The sequence below is a fragment of the Pseudomonas sp. CCOS 191 genome (assembly GCF_001007005.1).
GTDB classification, from domain to species: domain Bacteria; phylum Pseudomonadota; class Gammaproteobacteria; order Pseudomonadales; family Pseudomonadaceae; genus Aquipseudomonas; species Aquipseudomonas soli.
This window is the reverse complement of the sequence record NZ_LN847264.1, coordinates 5,279,899-5,297,500: the sequence shown is the minus strand read 5'-3', so window position 1 is coordinate 5,297,500 and position 17,602 is coordinate 5,279,899. Positions and strand designations below refer to the sequence as shown.

Annotated in this window: 9 protein-coding genes and 2 rRNA genes (1 of these 11 cut by a window edge); 10 read left to right on the top strand and 1 reads right to left on the bottom strand. The window is 64.7% G+C overall.

Annotated features, from left to right (window positions below; all coding sequences use genetic code 11):
• From CCOS191_RS23620 to CCOS191_RS23585, 8 genes are all read left to right on the top strand, one after another.
• Positions 1-1,984, top strand: a 23S ribosomal RNA gene (locus CCOS191_RS23620); it begins 910 nt to the left of the window's first position.
• Positions 1,985-2,121: 137 nt separating this feature from the next.
• A 5S ribosomal RNA gene (gene rrf, locus CCOS191_RS23615) occupies positions 2,122-2,237 on the top strand.
• Positions 2,238-2,392: 155 nt separating this feature from the next.
• Positions 2,393-5,875 (top strand): exodeoxyribonuclease V subunit gamma, encoded by a 3,483-nt coding sequence (gene recC / locus CCOS191_RS23610; RefSeq protein ID WP_046857229.1) that lies wholly within the window; start codon positions 2,393-2,395, stop codon positions 5,873-5,875.
• A complete protein-coding gene (gene recB, locus CCOS191_RS23605) occupies positions 5,872-9,543 on the top strand; it encodes an exodeoxyribonuclease V subunit beta (protein ID WP_046857228.1) in 3,672 nt (1,223 codons plus the stop codon). Before recC ends, recB begins: the two co-directional genes overlap by 4 nt.
• Positions 9,540-11,615, top strand: coding sequence for an exodeoxyribonuclease V subunit alpha (gene recD / locus CCOS191_RS23600; protein WP_046857227.1), 2,076 nt, complete (start codon positions 9,540-9,542; stop codon positions 11,613-11,615). The genes recB and recD overlap by 4 nt, the downstream gene beginning before the upstream one ends.
• Positions 11,616-11,684: 69 nt before the next feature.
• Complete coding sequence (locus CCOS191_RS23595) at positions 11,685-12,260, top strand: YfiR family protein (RefSeq protein WP_046857226.1); 576 nt, start codon at positions 11,685-11,687, stop codon at positions 12,258-12,260.
• Positions 12,257-13,528 (top strand): diguanylate cyclase domain-containing protein, encoded by a 1,272-nt coding sequence (locus CCOS191_RS23590; RefSeq protein ID WP_046857225.1) that lies wholly within the window; start codon positions 12,257-12,259, stop codon positions 13,526-13,528. Before CCOS191_RS23595 ends, CCOS191_RS23590 begins: the two co-directional genes overlap by 4 nt.
• Before the next feature lie 3 nt (positions 13,529-13,531).
• Positions 13,532-14,032 (top strand): OmpA family protein, encoded by a 501-nt coding sequence (locus tag CCOS191_RS23585; protein ID WP_231867455.1) that lies wholly within the window; start codon positions 13,532-13,534, stop codon positions 14,030-14,032.
• A gap of 40 nt (positions 14,033-14,072) precedes the next feature.
• Here CCOS191_RS23585 and CCOS191_RS23580 read toward each other — a convergent pair whose 3' ends face one another.
• Complete coding sequence (locus CCOS191_RS23580) at positions 14,073-15,023, bottom strand: LysR family transcriptional regulator (RefSeq protein ID WP_031316500.1); 951 nt, start codon at positions 15,021-15,023, stop codon at positions 14,073-14,075.
• A gap of 133 nt (positions 15,024-15,156) precedes the next feature.
• Between CCOS191_RS23580 and CCOS191_RS23575 the strand changes: the two genes are divergently transcribed.
• Entirely contained in the window at positions 15,157-16,683 is a 1,527-nt protein-coding gene (locus tag CCOS191_RS23575) for a CoA-acylating methylmalonate-semialdehyde dehydrogenase (protein WP_038707313.1), read from the top strand.
• 10 nt (positions 16,684-16,693) lie between these two features.
• Positions 16,694-17,584 carry a 3-hydroxyisobutyrate dehydrogenase gene (gene mmsB, locus CCOS191_RS23570; protein WP_028691313.1) on the top strand — a complete coding sequence of 297 codons (891 nt, stop codon included), beginning with the start codon at positions 16,694-16,696 and terminating at the stop codon, positions 17,582-17,584.
• Positions 17,585-17,602 lie beyond the last annotated feature (18 nt).

Here is a 17,602-nt window from a genome sequence, read left to right as displayed (position 1 = left end):
ACCTACAAGTGCCGAGCATGGGAGACACACGGCGGGTGCTAACGTCCGTCGTGAAAAGGGAAACAACCCAGACCGTCAGCTAAGGTCCCAAAGTCATGGTTAAGTGGGAAACGATGTGGGAAGGCTTAGACAGCTAGGAGGTTGGCTTAGAAGCAGCCACCCTTTAAAGAAAGCGTAATAGCTCACTAGTCGAGTCGGCCTGCGCGGAAGATGTAACGGGGCTCAAACCATGCACCGAAGCTACGGGTATCACCTTTTGGTGATGCGGTAGAGGAGCGTTCTGTAAGCCTGTGAAGGTGAGTTGAGAAGCTTGCTGGAGGTATCAGAAGTGCGAATGCTGACATGAGTAACGACAATGCGAGTGAAAAACTCGCACGCCGAAAGACCAAGGTTTCCTGCGCAACGTTAATCGACGCAGGGTTAGTCGGTCCCTAAGGCGAGGCTGAAAAGCGTAGTCGATGGAAAACAGGTTAATATTCCTGTACTTCCAGTTATTGCGATGGAGGGACGGAGAAGGCTAGGCCAGCTTGGCGTTGGTTGTCCAAGTTTAAGGTGGTAGGCTGAGATCTTAGGCAAATCCGGGATCTCAAGGCCGAGAGCTGATGACGAGTGCTCATTAGAGCGCGAAGTGGTTGATGCCATGCTTCCAAGAAAAGCTCCTAAGCTTCAGATAACTGGGAACCGTACCCCAAACCGACACAGGTGGTTAGGTAGAGAATACCAAGGCGCTTGAGAGAACTCGGGTGAAGGAACTAGGCAAAATGGCACCGTAACTTCGGGAGAAGGTGCGCCGGTGAGGGTGAAGCACTTGCTGCGTAAGCCCACGCCGGTCGAAGATACCAGGCCGCTGCGACTGTTTATTAAAAACACAGCACTCTGCAAACACGAAAGTGGACGTATAGGGTGTGACGCCTGCCCGGTGCCGGAAGGTTAATTGATGGGGTTAGCGCAAGCGAAGCTCTTGATCGAAGCCCCGGTAAACGGCGGCCGTAACTATAACGGTCCTAAGGTAGCGAAATTCCTTGTCGGGTAAGTTCCGACCTGCACGAATGGCGTAACGATGGCGGCGCTGTCTCCACCCGAGACTCAGTGAAATTGAAATCGCTGTGAAGATGCAGTGTATCCGCGGCTAGACGGAAAGACCCCGTGAACCTTTACTATAGCTTTGCACTGGACTTTGAGCTTGCTTGTGTAGGATAGGTGGGAGGCTTTGAAGTGGGGACGCCAGTTCTCATGGAGCCATCCTTGAAATACCACCCTGGCAACCTTGAGGTTCTAACTCAGGTCCGTTATCCGGATCGAGGACAGTGTATGGTGGGTAGTTTGACTGGGGCGGTCTCCTCCCAAAGAGTAACGGAGGAGTACGAAGGTGCGCTCAGACCGGTCGGAAATCGGTCGTAGAGTATAAAGGCAAAAGCGCGCTTGACTGCGAGACACACACGTCGAGCAGGTACGAAAGTAGGTCTTAGTGATCCGGTGGTTCTGTATGGAAGGGCCATCGCTCAACGGATAAAAGGTACTCCGGGGATAACAGGCTGATACCGCCCAAGAGTTCATATCGACGGCGGTGTTTGGCACCTCGATGTCGGCTCATCACATCCTGGGGCTGAAGCCGGTCCCAAGGGTATGGCTGTTCGCCATTTAAAGTGGTACGCGAGCTGGGTTTAGAACGTCGTGAGACAGTTCGGTCCCTATCTGCCGTGGACGTTTGAGATTTGAGAGGGGCTGCTCCTAGTACGAGAGGACCGGAGTGGACGAACCTCTGGTGTTCCGGTTGTCACGCCAGTGGCATTGCCGGGTAGCTATGTTCGGAAGAGATAACCGCTGAAAGCATCTAAGCGGGAAACTTGCCTCAAGATGAGATCTCACTGGAGCCTTGAGCTCCCTGAAGGGCCGTCGAAGACTACGACGTTGATAGGTTGGGTGTGTAAGCGCTGTGAGGCGTTGAGCTAACCAATACTAATTGCCCGTGAGGCTTGACCATATAACACCCAAGCAATTTGCGCTGAGGCCAAATTGTGGTGGTGAAGACGAAACGAACCGAAAGTTCGCGACGAACCACAAATATCGCATATCCGAATTGGCTGGCATGTCTGCAAGGACGTACTGGCAACCGAATTTCTTGACGACCATAGAGCATTGGAACCACCTGATCCCATCCCGAACTCAGTAGTGAAACGATGCATCGCCGATGGTAGTGTGGGGTTTCCCCATGTGAGAGTAGGTCATCGTCAAGATTCATTTCGCAAAACCCCTATCTGCGCGAGCAGGTAGGGGTTTTGTCTTTGTGCCCGGAAAACTCATGGCCTGACCGGGCAGCATCGCGAGACCCCGCCTGCTGTCTCCGTGATAAGGTTTCCCGTCAGCATCAACCGCATTCCCGAGAGCTCCTATGCCGCAGACCACCTCACTCCACCCAGGTTTCATGATCGTCCAGGGCAATCGCCTGGACGAGCTGCGCAATCTGGTGGTGAGCGTGATGCGCCGCTACCCCCTGGCGCCGCTGGAGAACGAGATTGCGCTGGTACAGAGCAACGGTATCGCCCAATGGCTGAAACTGGCGCTGGCCGAAGACCCGCAAGACGACGATCAGGGCGGTTGCGGCATCGCCGCTGCCATTGATGTGCAGCTCCCGGGCAGCTTCATGTGGCAGCTGTACCGCCGCGTGTTGGGCCGTGATGAAATCCCCGAGGTTTCGCTGCTCGACAAGGCCCCCCTGACCTGGCGCCTGATGCGCCTGCTCCCGGAAGTGATCGAGCGCCCGCACTTCGAACCACTGCGCCGCTTCCTCACCGACGACAGCGACCTGCGCAAGCGCTACCAGCTGGCCGAGCGCCTCGCCGACCTGTTCGACCAGTACCAGGTCTACCGCGCCGACTGGTTGAAGGACTGGGCAGACGGTGCCCATGTACTCAATACCGCCCGTGGCGAGCGCAAGCCCTTGGCTGCTGGCAACCGCTGGCAGGCCGAGCTGTGGCGGCTCCTGCTCGAGGACGTGGGCGAGGAGGGCATGGCCCAGAGCCGAGCCGGTGTGCACCAGCGTTTCATCGAGCGGATCAACAGCCTGGAGCAGGCGCCCCCAGGGCTGCCGGCGCGGTTGATCGTGTTTGGTATTTCGTCGCTGCCGGCACAGATCCTGGAAGCCTTGGCAGGTCTTGCCCGTTTCAGCCAGGTGCTGTTGTGCGTGCACAACCCCTGTCGTCACCACTGGGGCGACATCGTCGCCGACAAGGATCTGCTGCGGCACCAGTACAAACGCCAGCAACGCAAGCAGGGCATGCCTTTGCAGCTGGACGACGAACTGCTGCATCAACACGCCCATCCGCTGTTGGCGGCCTGGGGCAAGCAGGGACGAGACTACATCAACCTGCTCGACAGCTATGACGACCCAGGCAGCTACCAGAATGTCTTCAGCGAAGGCCGTATCGACCTGTTCAGTGACGCCCAACCCGAGACCCTGCTCAACCAGCTGCAGGACGATATCCTCGAGCTGCGCCCTTTGGCCGAGACGCGTACGCAATGGCCCGCAGTCGATCCGGCCAAGGACCGCTCCGTGCGCTTCCACCTGGCCCATAGCCCGCAGCGCGAAGTCGAGATCCTCCACGACCAGTTACTCGCCCGCTTCAGCGCCGACCCGACGCTGCGCCCCCGCGACGTCATCGTCATGCTGCCGGCTATCGACACCTACGCGCCGCATATCCGTGCCGTGTTTGGCCAGCTCGATCGCAACGACCCGCGCTACATCCCCTTCACCCTGACCGACCAGGGCCAGCGTGGTCGTGACCCACTGCTGATTGCGCTGGAGCATCTGCTCAAGCTACCCGACAGCCGCTTTGCCGTGAGTGAAGTGCTCGACCTGCTGGACGTACCGGCCGTGCGCGCCCGTTTCGCCATCCAGGAAGGCGACCTGCCGACGCTGCATCGCTGGATCGAAGGGGCGGGCATCCGCTGGGGGCTGAGTGCCGAACAGCGCGCCAGCCTGGGGCTGCCGGAAGGGCTGGAGCAGAACAGCTGGCGGTTTGGCCTGCGCCGGATGTTGCTGGGGTACGCGGTCGGGGTGGGCGAAAGCTGTGACGGCATCGAGCCTTATGATGAGATTGGCGGCCTCGATGCCGCATTGATCGGGCCGCTGGTGGCCTTGCTCGATGCCCTGGAGGTCGCTTGCCAGGCCCTGACCCAGCCGGCCTCGGCGCCAGACTGGGGCGCACGGCTGCACGCCCTGCTGCAGATCTTCTTCCTGGCCGAGAACGAACACGACGAGCTGCTCCTGGTGCAACTGCAGGATCTGCGCGACACCTGGCTGGAGACTTGCGAGGCGGTTGGCCTGCAAGATCTCCTGCCGCTAACGGTGGTGCGCGAGGCCTGGCTGTCGGGGTTGGACCAGGGCAAGTTGTCGCAACGCTTCCTTGCCGGTTCCGTGAACTTCTGCACCCTGATGCCCATGCGCGCCATTCCGTTCCGTGTGGTCTGCCTGCTGGGCATGAACGATGGTGACTATCCACGCGCCCAGCCGCCCCTGGACTTCGACCTGATGGCCAGCGACTATCGCCCGGGCGATCGCTCCCGGCGAGAGGATGACCGTTACCTGTTGCTCGAAGCCCTGCTGTCGGCACGTGACCAGCTCTATGTCAGCTGGGTCGGGCGCAGTATCCGCGACAACAGCGAGCGTCCGGCCTCGGTGCTGATCGGACAACTGCGCGATCACCTGGCTGCCGGCTGGCAGCTCGCCGGGGCCAAGGCCGGGTTGCGCGATGACGCTGGACAGCAGTTGCTGCATGCGTTGACCCAGGAGCATCCGCTGCAGCCGTTCAGCCAGCGCTATTTCCAGAAAGGCAGCCCGCTGTTCAGCTTTGCCCATGAGTGGCTGGCCTTGCATCAGACCGAGGACGGCGCAGCGACCGCCGCTATCGGGCTGTCGCCCTACGTCAGCGATGAACCGCTGAATCTGGTGCAGCTTCAGGATTTCCTGCGCCACCCGGTACGGCATTTCTTCAGCCAGCGCCTGAAAGTGTTCTTCGAAACGTTGGAAGCGCCGACGCCGGACGAAGAACCCTTTGTCCTCGATGCCCTGCAACGCTATGGCCTGAGTGAAAGCCTGCTCGGCGCCGCGCTGGCCGACCCCGACAACGCCGAGCGAGCCCTGCAAGCCCAGGCCCGGAGGCTGCAGGCCTGTGGGCTGCTACCGTTGGCCGGGTTCGGTGAGGCCTTGCAGGCGGAGCTGATCCAGCCGCTGCCGGACTTGCTGCAACGCCATCGACAGTTGCTGCAGCGTTGGCCGACGCTGGTCGAGGGTGCCCTGCCGATTCACTTCGAACAGGGCGCGCAGCGCCTGGAAGGCTGGCTCGGCCGTGTGTACCAGGGCGAAGACCAAAGCCTGCTGAGCATCGCCACCGTGCCCAATACCCTCAGTGCCGGGCGCAACAGCCTGAAATGGCATCGCCTGATCCCGGCCTGGGTCATGCACCTTGCCGCCTGCGCCTCGGGCTATCCGCTGCACAGCGCGTTGGTGGCCAGCGACCTGACCTTGCTGCTGGCACCGCTGCCGCAGGCCGATGCGACGCAGCGCCTGGGCGAGTTGCTGGTGGCACGCCAGGCGGGAATGAACGCGCCCTTGCCCGTCGCGGCCAAGACCGCCTTCGCCTGGCTGGCCCAGGAGGACCCGGACAAGGCCCTGGCTGCCGCAGCCCGGGCCTACGAAGGTGACGGCCAGAACAGCTTTGGCGAGCGCAGCGAGAGCCTGGCCCTGGCCCGTCAATACCGTGACTTCGCCGCACTGGCCCTCGAGGAAACCTTCGAGGGGTGGTGCGAAACCCTGTATCGCCCCTTGTTCGCGGCGCCCTGGCAAACCCTGGGTAACCCGGAGAGCGCCCAATGACCCAAGCCCGCCCCCTAGCGCTGAGCTTTCCTTTGCACGGCAGCCAACTGATCGAGGCCAGCGCCGGCACCGGCAAGACCTTCACCATCTCGGCCCTGTACCTGCGCCTGATCCTCGGGCATGGCGGCGAGCAGGGCTTTGCCCGCGAGCTGCTGCCGCCGCAGATCCTGGTGGTGACCTTCACCGATGCGGCAACCAAGGAACTGCGTGAGCGTATCCGTGCGCGCCTGGCTGAAGCGGCGCGCTTTTTCCGCGGCGAACTCGAGGATGCCGATCCCTTGCTGCACCTGTTGCGCGAGGATTATCCACAGGCGCACTGGCCACGCTGTGCCAACCGCCTGGAAATCGCCGTGCAGTGGATGGACGAAGCGGCGGTGTCGACCATCCACGGCTGGTGCCAGCGCATGTTGCGCGAGCATGCGTTCGACAGTGGCAGCCTGTTCACCCAGAGCCTGGAAACCGATCACAGCGAGTTGCTGGGCCAGGTCATGCGCGACTACTGGCGGCGCTTCTGCTACGGCATGCGTGGCGAGTCGCTGGCCTGGGTGCGCGGCAACTGGGGCAGCCCCGATGCCTTGTTGCCAAGGATCAGGCCATTGTTCGGCCGAGTGCGTGGCCAGGTGGACGATCAGGAGCCGCAAGCCTTGATCGAGGCGACCCTGCGCCAGCGCACCGAGCAGCTGGCCCAGCTCAAGGCCCCTTGGGCCGCCTGGGCCGATGAGCTGCAGCAGATCTGCCGCGATGCCGTGGCCGCCAAGCAGGCGGACGGGCGCAAGTTGCAGGCACGCTACTTCGAGCCCTGGTTCGACAAGCTGCGCGCCTGGGCCGGTGATGAGCAGGCCATGGAGCTGGACCTGGGTACCGGCTTTACCCGGCTGACCCCGGCCGGCATGGCCGAGGCGTGGAAGGCCGGCGAGCCACCGCAGCACCCGGCGCTGCACGCCATGGCGGCCCTGCGTGAACAGTTGCAGGGGCTGGCCAGTCCCGATGCGCGCCTGCTGGAGCATGCCGCCGCTTGGGTTTCGGCGCGCTTCGAGGTGGAGAAGCGTCGACGCGCTGAAATGGGCTTCGACGACATGCTTTTGCGCCTTGAGCATGCCCTGGGCAGCGATGCCGGCGAGCGCCTGGCCGCGTTGATCCGCGAGCAGTTCCCGGTCGCGTTGATCGACGAGTTCCAGGACACCGACCCCGTCCAGTACGGCATCTTCGAACGTATCTACCGTATCAGCGAGAACAACCCGGACACCGGCCTGTTCATGATCGGCGACCCCAAGCAGGCGATCTATGCCTTCCGTGGCGCCGACATCTTCACCTACCTGGCCGCACGCCGCGCCACCGCCGGGCGCCTGCACAGCCTGGACACCAACTACCGCTCCAGCCAGGCCATGGTCGCGGCGGTGAACCGGGTATTCCTCCAGGCCGAGGAGCGTGCCGAGGGCCGTGGGGCATTCCTGTTTCGGGCCCATGGCGATAACCCGCTGCCCTTCGTCGAGGTACGCGCCAAGGGCCGTGGCGAGCAATTGCTGGTGGCCGGTCAGCCGAGCGCGGCCCTTTGTTGCTGGCAGCTGGATAGCGATGAGCCGGTATCCAGTACCTTGTATCGCCAGCAGCTGGCGGCCAGTTGCGCGAGCCATATCGTCGAGCTGCTCAATGGCGGGCAGCAAGGCATCAGTGGTTTCGCCGACGCCGCTGGCAAGTTGCGCCCCTGCCTGCCCTCCGATATCGCCATCCTGGTGCGCGACGGCCGCGAGGCCCAGCTGATCCGCGCCGAGCTGGCCGCCCGCGATGTGCGCAGCGTGTACCTGTCGGACAAGGACTCGGTGTTTGCCGCCCAGGAGGCCCACGACCTGCTGGCCTGGCTCAAGGCCTGCGCCGAACCGGACTCGGAGCGCCTGCTCAAGGCCGCCCTGGCCAGCCTGACCCTCGACCTGCCGCTGGTCGAACTGGAGCGCCTGAACCAGGACGAACGGGTCTGGGAGGGCTGGGTGATGCGTTTTCGCCGCTACCGCGACATCTGGCAACGCCAGGGCGTGCTGCCGATGCTGCGCCGCCTGCTGCATGACTTCCAACTGCCCCGCGCGTTGATGGGCCGCAGTGACGGCGAACGCGTGCTGACCAACCTGCTGCACCTGGCCGAGCTGTTGCAGCAGGCGGCGGGCGAACTGGATGGCGAGCAAGCGCTGATCCGCCACCTCACCGAGCACCTGGCCAACGCCGGGCAGGCGGGCGAGGAGCAGATCCTGCGCCTGGAAAGCGACGAGCAACTGGTCAAGGTGGTGACCATCCACAAGTCCAAGGGCCTGGAATACCCACTGGTGTACCTGCCGTTCATCTGCACCAGCAAACCGGTGGATGGCCAGCGCCTGCCCTTGGGCTGGCACGATGATCAAGGCGTGGCGCACCTGACCCTGACACCGAATGCCGAGCAGATCGAGCGCGCCGACGACGAGCGCCTGGCCGAGGACCTGCGCCTGCTCTACGTCGCCCTGACCCGTGCCCAATACGCCTGCTGGCTGGGCGTCGCCGACCTCAAGCGCGGCACCCAGCGCAGCTCGCAACTGCACCGTTCGGCACTGGGTTACCTGCTCGGCGGCGGGCTGTCGTTGCCCGCCTCCAGCCAGCTGGGCGAGTGGCTCCAGGCACTGGCAGCGAGCAACCCGGCCATCAGCCGGGAGGCGCTGCCCGAAGTGCAGGCACAGAGCTATCGCACGCCGGACAGCCAGCGCGAACTCCTGCCGCCGCGCAAGCCACGGCGTGCCGCCGCGGAACACTGGTGGATTGCCTCCTACAGTGCCCTGCGGGTGGGCGACCAGACGCTGATCGCCGACAGCTCCCAGGCCCAGCAACTGCTGGACGACGAGGTGCTGGACAGCCAGCTGCTGCGCGAGGTCCCGGCCGAGGCGGGCGATATCCACCGCTTCCCCCGTGGGCCGAACCCGGGGACCTTCCTCCATGGCCTGCTCGAATGGGCGGGGCGCGAAGGTTTCGCCGAGATCAGCAGCCAGGCCGAGGTGATCGAGCGCACCGTGGGGCGGCGCTGCAATCGACGCGACTGGACCGGCTGGATCCCCACGCTGACGCAGTGGCTGCAGCAATTGCTGCTGCAACCCATGCCGCTGCAGGGGGCCACCCCTACCCTGGCGCAACTGAACCATTACCAGATCGAAATGGAGTTCTGGTTCGCCAGCCACCAGGTCGATGCCCTGCGCCTCGACTACCAGGTGGCGCGCCATACCCATGGCGGCGCGGCGCGCCCGGCCGCGCAGCCGACCTTGCTCAATGGCATGTTCAAGGGCTTCATCGACCTGGCGTTCGAGCTCGATGGGCGTTACTACGTGGCCGACTACAAGTCCAACTGGCTTGGCCCCGACGCCGAGGCCTATGGCGACCTGGCGATGGAGCAGGCGATCCTCGAACACCGCTACGACCTGCAGTACGTGCTCTACCTGCTGGCTCTGCATCGCCAGTTGCGCGCCCGCCTGCCTGACTACGATTACGATCGGCATGTCGGTGGCGCCGTGTTCATCTTCCTGCGCGGCGTCACGTCGGCAGGTCACGGGCTGTATCATGCGCGCCCACCCCGGGCGCTGATCGAACAGCTCGACGCGATGTTCCGGGGTGAGCAAGAACCTGAACAACAGGACCTGTTTGCCGGAGCCGCGCCATGAGCCGCAACCTCGATGACCTGCTGCCCACGCCATTGCAGGCGGAGCATCTGAGCGCCCTGGCGCCGCTGAGCGCCAGCCACGACCTGCTGGCGTTGCTCGATCGCTGGGTCGAGCGCGGGTGGTTGCGTGCCCTGGATCGGGCCTTCGTGAGTTTTCTCGAGGAGCGGGCGCCAGGCAGTGACCCTTTGGTCCTGCTCGCCGCGGCGCTGGCCAGCCACCAGCTGGGGCATGGGCATGTCTGCCTGGATCTGCGCCAGACCCTCGCTGAACCAGACTTCGCCCTGTCGCTGCCTCCGGAAGGCGATGCCCTGGCCGGGCCGCTGCTGCTGCCTTCGCAACTGCTGGCCAGCCTTGACCTGGGTACCTGGCTGCAACGGATTGCCGAGAGCCCGCTGGTCGCGGCGGGCGATAGCGTCGAACAGCGCGCCCGGCCACTGGTGCTCAGCGCCGAGCGTTTGTACCTGCGCCGCTACTGGGCCTACGAGCGGCGGATCGACGGCGCCCTGCATGAGCGCCTGGCACGCCGTCAGCCTCAGCCCGCCGATCTGGCCCAGCGTCTGGCGCAACTGTTCGACGGCGGCTCGGCGGCCGGCGAGGTGGACTGGCAGAAACTGGCCTGCGCCCTGGCCACCCGAGCGGGTTTCAGTGTGATCACCGGCGGCCCCGGCACCGGCAAGACCACCACCGTGGTGCGCCTGCTGGCGTTGTTGCAGGGGCCGGCGGTCGAGCAGGGCCGACCGCTGCGTATCCGCCTGGCGGCACCGACCGGCAAGGCCGCGGCGCGCCTGACCGAGTCCATCGGCCAGCAGGTCGAGCGCCTGCAGGTGGACGTTGAGGTACGGGCGCAGATCCCCACCGAGGTCAGCACCGTGCACCGCCTGCTGGGCAGCCGCCCAGGCTCGCGGCATTTCCGCCATCATGCCGGCAACCCGTTGCCGCTGGACGTGCTGGTGATCGACGAAGCCTCGATGATCGACCTGGAGATGATGGCCAACCTGCTCGATGCCCTGCCGTCCACTGCACGGTTGGTGCTGCTGGGCGACAAGGACCAGCTGGCCTCGGTGGAAGCCGGGGCGGTGCTGGGTGACCTGTGTCGCGACGCCGAGGAAGGCTGCTACTGGCCGCAGACCCTGGCCTGGCTGGAGCAGGTGGGCGGGCAGTCGCTGGCGGGCATCGGCCTGAAACCGGGCGATGGCCAGCGCAATCCGCTGGCCCAGCAGATCGTGATGCTGCGTCATTCGCGGCGTTTCGGCGAAGGCAGCGGCATCGGCCAGCTGGCGCGCCTGGTCAATCGCCAGCAGGCGCTAGAGGCGCGGGCGCTGCTGGCGACCCGGCCTGCGGACGTTCATTGCCTGACCCTGGGCGGCGAACACGACAAGCGCTTCGATCGCCTGCTGCTCGACGGCCTCGGCCAGGGCGGCGAAGGGCCGCAGGGTTACCGTGGCTACCTGCGCACCATCGGCCGCTTGCGCCCGCCACCTGGCACGCCGGGCGACGATCCGCGCTGGGAGCGCTGGGCGGCCGAGGTACTGCAGAGCTTCGAAGCCTTCCAGTTGCTTTGCGCCGTGCGCAGGGGCGCCTGGGGCGTCGAAGGCCTGAACGAACGCGTGGCCCGGGTGCTGCACAATGCCGGGCTGATCGATAGCCAGCAACCCTGGTACGAGGGGCGCCCGGTACTGGTCACCCGCAATGACTACGGCCTCGGCCTGATGAACGGTGATATCGGCATTGCCCTGCGCCTGCCGGACGAGCAGGGCGAGGCGTTGCTGCGCGTGGCCTTCCCGCGCAACGATGGCAGCGGCGGGGTGCGCTTCGTCCTGCCCAGCCGGCTCAGCGAAGTGGAAACCGTGTTCGCCATGACCGTGCACAAGTCCCAGGGCTCGGAATTCAGCCATACCGCGCTGGTGCTGCCCGATGCCTTGAACCCGGTGCTGACCAAGGAACTGGTGTACACCGGCATCACCCGCGCCAAGCATTGCTTCAGCCTTATCGAGCCGCGCGCCGGGGTGTTCGAGGAAGCGGTGGAGCGCAAGGTCAGGCGTGTCTCGGGGCTGATGCTGGAGCAAGTCTGACTCTGGAGTTCGCCGCCGATATGCTATCGTTGCGGCATTATCCGCAAACATTTTGTGAGATTTTCCCCCATGACTGTGGCTGTCTCGGTCTTGAGACGAGTGACGGGTTGTGCGCTCTCGCTGCTGATGGCCACGCTGTTGTCGACCGGCGCTTCCGCCTGGGCGGGCACTGCCGCGTCGGATGCGCAGGCGCAGCAACGGGCCAAGGCCGTGACCCAGGTGGTACTGGGGATCCTCAGCTACGCACGCTGGCCTGCCGACCCCAACCCCTTGCGCCTGTGCCTGGTCGGCCCCACCGAGTACGCCGACGACCTGATCAAGGGCAACGTGCAGAACTCCGGGCAACCCCTGCAGGTGCGCCGTCTGCTGGCCGACGACCCGAGCGTGGCCAATGCCTGTGATGCCATCTATATCGGCAAGCTCGACAAGCTGGAACGTGAGCGGTTGTTCCAGAGGGTCAATGGTCATCCGCTGCTGAGCATCAGCGAAGCCGATGACCCGTGCACGGTGGGCAGCCTGTTCTGCCTGCGGGTCAGCGACCAGCAGGTGGCGTTCGACGTCAACCTCGACTCGGTGGCGCGCAGCGGTGTGCGCATCCACCCCAGCGTGCTGCAGCTGTCGCGACGGCGGGCAGGGCAGCCATGAAACGTTCAGCCAAGCGCTTCAGCCGGCCGACCCTGCGTGCCGTGCTCGGCCGTCGTCACCTGAGCGTGGCGCTGCTCGCCGCGGGCCTGGCCGGTGTGCTGGTGACCCTGCTCGGCGTGGCGGCGTTGCGCGTCTATGCCAATCACAACCTGCACCTGATCGCCCGCTCCATCAACTACACCGTCGAGGCCGCCGTGGTGTTCGACGACAGTGCCGCGGCCAACGAAGCGCTGGCATTGATCGCCTCCACCGAGGAGGTCGCCGACGCCAAGGTCTATGACAACGACGGCGAACTGCTCGCCCATTGGCAGCGTGATACGCCCGGCGTGATGGCGCAGTTGCAGACCCAGGTGGCGCGCAGCCTGCTGGAAGAGCCGATCAACATGCCGGTGCAACACATGGGCCAGCGCGTCGGGCATATCGAGTTGACCGGGCAGGGTGGCAGCCTGGTGCGCTTCCTGCTCAGCGGCCTGGTCGGGATCCTGGTGTGCACGGTGCTCAGTGCGGTGTTGGCGTTGTACCTGTCACGGCGTCTGTTCGGCGACATCATCCGGCCCCTGCGCAACCTGGCCAGCGTCGCCCATGCGGCGCGGCGCGAGCGCAGTTTCGACCGCCGCGTGCCGGAAACCCAGATCGCCGAGCTCAACGAGCTGGGCAACGACTTCAATGCCCTGCTCGATGAGCTGGAGGTGTGGCAGAGCCACCTGCAAAGCGAGAACGAAACCCTCGCCCACCAGGCCAGCCACGACAGCCTGACCGGCCTGCCCAACCGCGCCTTCTTCGAAGGGCGGCTGAGTCGCAGCTTGCGCAACGCCGCACGCACTGAAGATCACCTGGCCCTGTTGTTCCTCGACAGCGACCATTTCAAGCAGATCAACGACAGCCTCGGCCATGCGGTGGGTGACGAAGTGCTGATCAGCGTGGCCAGCCGCGTACGCGCACAGTTACGCGAGCATGATTTGGTGGCGCGTCTGGGCGGCGACGAGTTTGCCGTGCTGCTGACGCCGCTGCACTCGCGTGAGGATGCCAAGCGTATCGCCGAGAAAATCGTCGCCAGCATGAAGCTGCCGGTGCAGCTGGAGGATGGTACCAGTCTGACCACCTCGCTGAGCGTCGGTATCGCCTATTACCCGGACGACGGCCGCGACCCGGCCAGTCTGCTCAATGCCGCCGATGCGGCGATGTACCAGGCCAAGCGCAATCGCCGCGGCCATTGGCAAGTGGCACAGACGGAACGCTGTGCCAACGATGCAAAGAACAGGAGCTGAACCGTGACCAAGCGTTTTTCCGTACTGCGTTTCCCGTTATTCACCCTGCTGCTGGCGCTGTTCGCCCTCACCGGCTGCCAGAGCGTGCCGCCCAAGGGGCTGACTCCCGAGCAGGTTGCCGTGCTCAAGCGCGAGGGCTTCGCCCCGACCGATGACGGTTGGGCGTTCGACCTGTCCGGCAAGGTGCTGTTCGGCAGCGACCTGGACAGCCTCAACAGCCAGAGCGAGTCGATCGTCGAGCGCATCGGCAAGGCGTTGCTGTCGGTGGATATCCAGCGCGTGCGCATCGACGGCCACGCCGACGCCTCGGGCAAGGCCGCCTACAACCAGCAGTTGTCCGAGCGCCGCGCGCAGAGCGTGGCCAAGGCCTTGGCCGGCATCGGCATGCAGCCGCAGAACATCCAGACCCGCGGCATGGGCAGCAGCCAGCCGGTGGCGGACAACCGCACTGCCGCAGGGCGCATGGAGAACCGCCGCGTGTCGATCGTGGTGGGGTCGGAGTGATACCGACATCGCGGGGCTTGCCCCGCGATGATGCCTACCCTCAATCCCGAGCGAACTTCATCTCCCGCGTCTCCCCCATCAACAACGGCGCATTGGCCTCGGTCACCTCACGGATGTAATCCCACAGCAGGGTGATCCGCTTCAACTTGCGCAGGTCCTCCCGGCAGTACATCCAGAACTGCCGCGTCACCTCGATCTGCTCCGGCAGCACCGTCACCAGCCGTGGGTCCTGCGCCGCCAGGAAGCACGGCAGGATCGCCAGCCCACGCCCCTGCAACGCTGCCGTGTACTGGGCGATCACGCTGGTGCTGCGCAGGTGCGCGTTGGCGTTGGGGATCAGGTTGGCCAGGTACAACAGCTCCGAGCTGAAGGCCAGGTCGTCCACGTAGCTGATGAACGGGTGGCGCCCCAGGTCGGCGATCTCGCGGATGGGTTCATGGCTGTCCAGGTAATCCTGGGTGGCATACAGGCGCAGGCGGTAGTCGCACAGCTTGCAGCACACGTAAGGGCCGTGTTCCGGGCGCTCCAGGGCGATGACGATATCGGCTTCGCGCTTGGACAGGCTGATGAAGTGCGGCAGCGGCAGGATGTCCACCGAGATCGCCGGCCAGGCATCGACGAAGTGGCTCAGCTGCGGGGTGACGAAGAAGCTGCCGAAGCCTTCGGTGCAGCCCATGCGCACATGCCCCGACAATGCCACGCCCGAGCCCGAGACTTGCTCGCAAGCCATGTGCAGGGTGCTCTCGATCGACTCGGCATAGCCCAGCAGACGCTGGCCCTCGGCGGTGAGGACGAAGCCGTTGGTCCGCGATTTTTCGAACAGCAAAGTGCCCAGCGCCCCTTCCAGTGAACCGATGCGCCGCGACACCGTGGTGTAGTCCACGGCCAGGCGCTTGGCCGCACTGCTGGCCTTGCGGGTGCGCGCTACCTCAAGAAAGAACTTGAGGTCGTCCCAGTTCAGCGCGCTCAGGGAGGTGAGGTCTTTTTGCATGATGATCCGGTTTTTTTGTGCATTCTTGTTGGATGTTTGCACATCTATACTCGATCTCAGCCCCTGTACGCCACCCCGTGTCCATGCCGGCGTAGGCGTCTTCGTTCCGACAATAATTCCAAGGAGAGCGCAGATGAACGCACCCCAGACGCCCGACCAGACCAAGGTCGAGCAGGTCAAGCTGCTGATCGACGGCCAATGGGTCGAGTCGAAAACCACCGAGTGGCGCGACATCGTCAACCCGGCCACCCAGCAAGTGCTGGCGCGTGTGCCGTTCGCCACCGTCGAGGAAGTGAACGCCGCGGTGGCCGCCGCCGAGCGTGCCTTCAAGACCTGGCGCGACACTCCCATCGGCGCGCGCATGCGCATCATGCTCAAGCTGCAGGCGCTGATCCGCGAACACAGCAAGCGCATCGCCGTGACCCTCAGCGCCGAGCAGGGCAAGACCATTGCCGACGCCGAGGGCGATATATTCCGTGGCCTGGAAGTGGTCGAGCACGCCGCCTCCATCGGCACCCTGCAGATGGGTGAGTTTGCCGAGAACGTCGCCGGCGGCGTCGACACCTACACCCTGCGCCAGCCGATCGGCGTGTGCGCCGGCATCACCCCGTTCAACTTCCCGGCGATGATCCCGCTGTGGATGTTCCCGATGGCCATCGTCTGCGGCAACACCTTCGTGCTCAAGCCGTCCGAGCAGGATCCGTTGTCGACCATGATGCTGGTCGAGCTGGCGCTGGAGGCTGGCGTGCCGGCCGGTGTGCTCAACGTGGTGCATGGCGGCAAGCAAGTGGTCGATGGCATCTGCACCCACCCGGACATCAAGGCGATCTCGTTCGTCGGCTCGACCGAGGTCGGCACCCACGTCTACAACCTGGGCAGCCAGCACGGCAAGCGCGTGCAGTCGATGATGGGCGCCAAGAACCACGCCGTGGTGCTGCCCGACGCCAATCGCACCCAGACCATCAACGCCCTGGTCGGCGCCGCCTTCGGCGCGGCCGGCCAGCGCTGCATGGCCACCTCGGTAGCGGTGCTGGTGGGCAAGGCCCGCGAATGGCTGCCGGATATCAAGGACGCGGCGAGCAAGCTCAAGGTCAATGCCGGCAACGAGCCGGGCACCGATGTCGGCCCGGTGGTCTCCAAGCGCGCCAAGGAGCGTGTGCTGGGCCTGATCGAAAGCGGCATCAAGGAGGGCGCCAAGCTCGAACTGGACGGCCGCGACGTGAAGGTGCCGGGCTACGAGCAAGGCAACTTCGTCGGCCCGACCCTGTTCTCCGGGGTGAAGACCGACATGCAGGTCTACACCCAGGAAATCTTCGGCCCGGTGCTGGTGACTTTGGAGGTGGATACCCTCGACGAGGCCATCGCCCTGGTCAACGCCAACCCGTTCGGCAACGGTACCGGCCTGTTCACCCAGAGCGGCGCGGCGGCGCGCAAGTTCCAGAGCGAGATCGACATCGGCCAGGTCGGCATCAACATCCCGATCCCGGTACCGGTGCCGTTCTTCAGCTTCACAGGTTCCCGCGGTTCCAAGCTCGGCGACCTCGGCCCGTACGGCAAGCAGGTGGTGCAGTTCTACACTCAGACCAAGACCGTCACCGCCCGCTGGTTCGACGATGACAGCGTCAATGACGGTGTGAACACCACCATCAGCCTGCGCTAAGGAGCTCGTCATGCGTATCGCATTCATCGGCCTGGGCAACATGGGCGCGCCCATGGCCCGCAACCTGATCAAGGCCGGGCACCAGCTCAACCTGTTCGACCTGAACAAGACCGTGCTGGCCGAACTCGCCGAGCTGGGCGGGCAGGTCAGCACCTCGCCCAAGGACGCCGCCGCCAACAGCGAGCTGGTGATCACCATGCTGCCGGCCGCCGCTCATGTGCGTGGCGTGTACCTGGACGAAGAAACCGGCGTGCTGGCCGGCATTCGTCCCGGCACTCCGACTGTGGACTGCAGCACCATCGATCCGCAGACCGCCCGTGAGGTCTCTAAGGCCGCGGCGGCCAAGGGCATCGACATGGGTGATGCGCCGGTCTCCGGCGGCACCGGCGGCGCGGCGGCCGGCACCCTGACCTTCATGGTCGGCGCCAGCGCCGAGCTGTTCGCCACGCTCAAGCCGGTGCTGGAGCAGATGGGCCGCAATATCGTGCATTGCGGCGAAGTCGGCACCGGGCAGATCGCCAAGATCTGCAACAACCTGCTGCTGGGTATCTCGATGATCGGCGTGTCCGAGGCCATGGCCCTGGGCAATGCGTTGGGCATCGACACCAAGGTGCTGGCCGGGATCATCAACAGCTCGACCGGACGTTGCTGGAGTTCGGACACCTACAACCCTTGGCCAGGCATCATCGAGACTGCCCCGGCTTCACGGGGTTACACCGGCGGCTTCGGCGCCGAACTGATGCTCAAGGACCTGGGGCTGGCCACCGAGGCCGCGCGCCAGGCGCACCAGCCGGTGATCCTGGGGGCCGTGGCCCAGCAGCTGTACCAGGCCATGAGCCTGCGCGGCGAGGGTGGCAAGGATTTCTCGGCGATCGTCGAGGGGTACCGCAAGAAGGATTGACCCGCGAGTGGACTTGAT

Coding starts and splice junctions, on each gene's coding strand:
- mmsB (WP_028691313.1), top strand. CDS start 16,694: ATGCGTATCGCATTCATCGGCCTGGGCAACATGGGCGCGCCCATGGCC.
- recD (WP_046857227.1), top strand. CDS start 9,540: ATGAGCCGCAACCTCGATGACCTGCTGCCCACGCCATTGCAGGCGGAG.
- CCOS191_RS23590 (WP_046857225.1), top strand. CDS start 12,257: ATGAAACGTTCAGCCAAGCGCTTCAGCCGGCCGACCCTGCGTGCCGTG.
- recB (WP_046857228.1), top strand. CDS start 5,872: ATGACCCAAGCCCGCCCCCTAGCGCTGAGCTTTCCTTTGCACGGCAGC.
- CCOS191_RS23580 (WP_031316500.1), bottom strand. CDS start 15,023: ATGCAAAAAGACCTCACCTCCCTGAGCGCGCTGAACTGGGACGACCTC.
- CCOS191_RS23575 (WP_038707313.1), top strand. CDS start 15,157: ATGAACGCACCCCAGACGCCCGACCAGACCAAGGTCGAGCAGGTCAAG.
- recC (WP_046857229.1), top strand. CDS start 2,393: ATGCCGCAGACCACCTCACTCCACCCAGGTTTCATGATCGTCCAGGGC.
- CCOS191_RS23595 (WP_046857226.1), top strand. CDS start 11,685: ATGACTGTGGCTGTCTCGGTCTTGAGACGAGTGACGGGTTGTGCGCTC.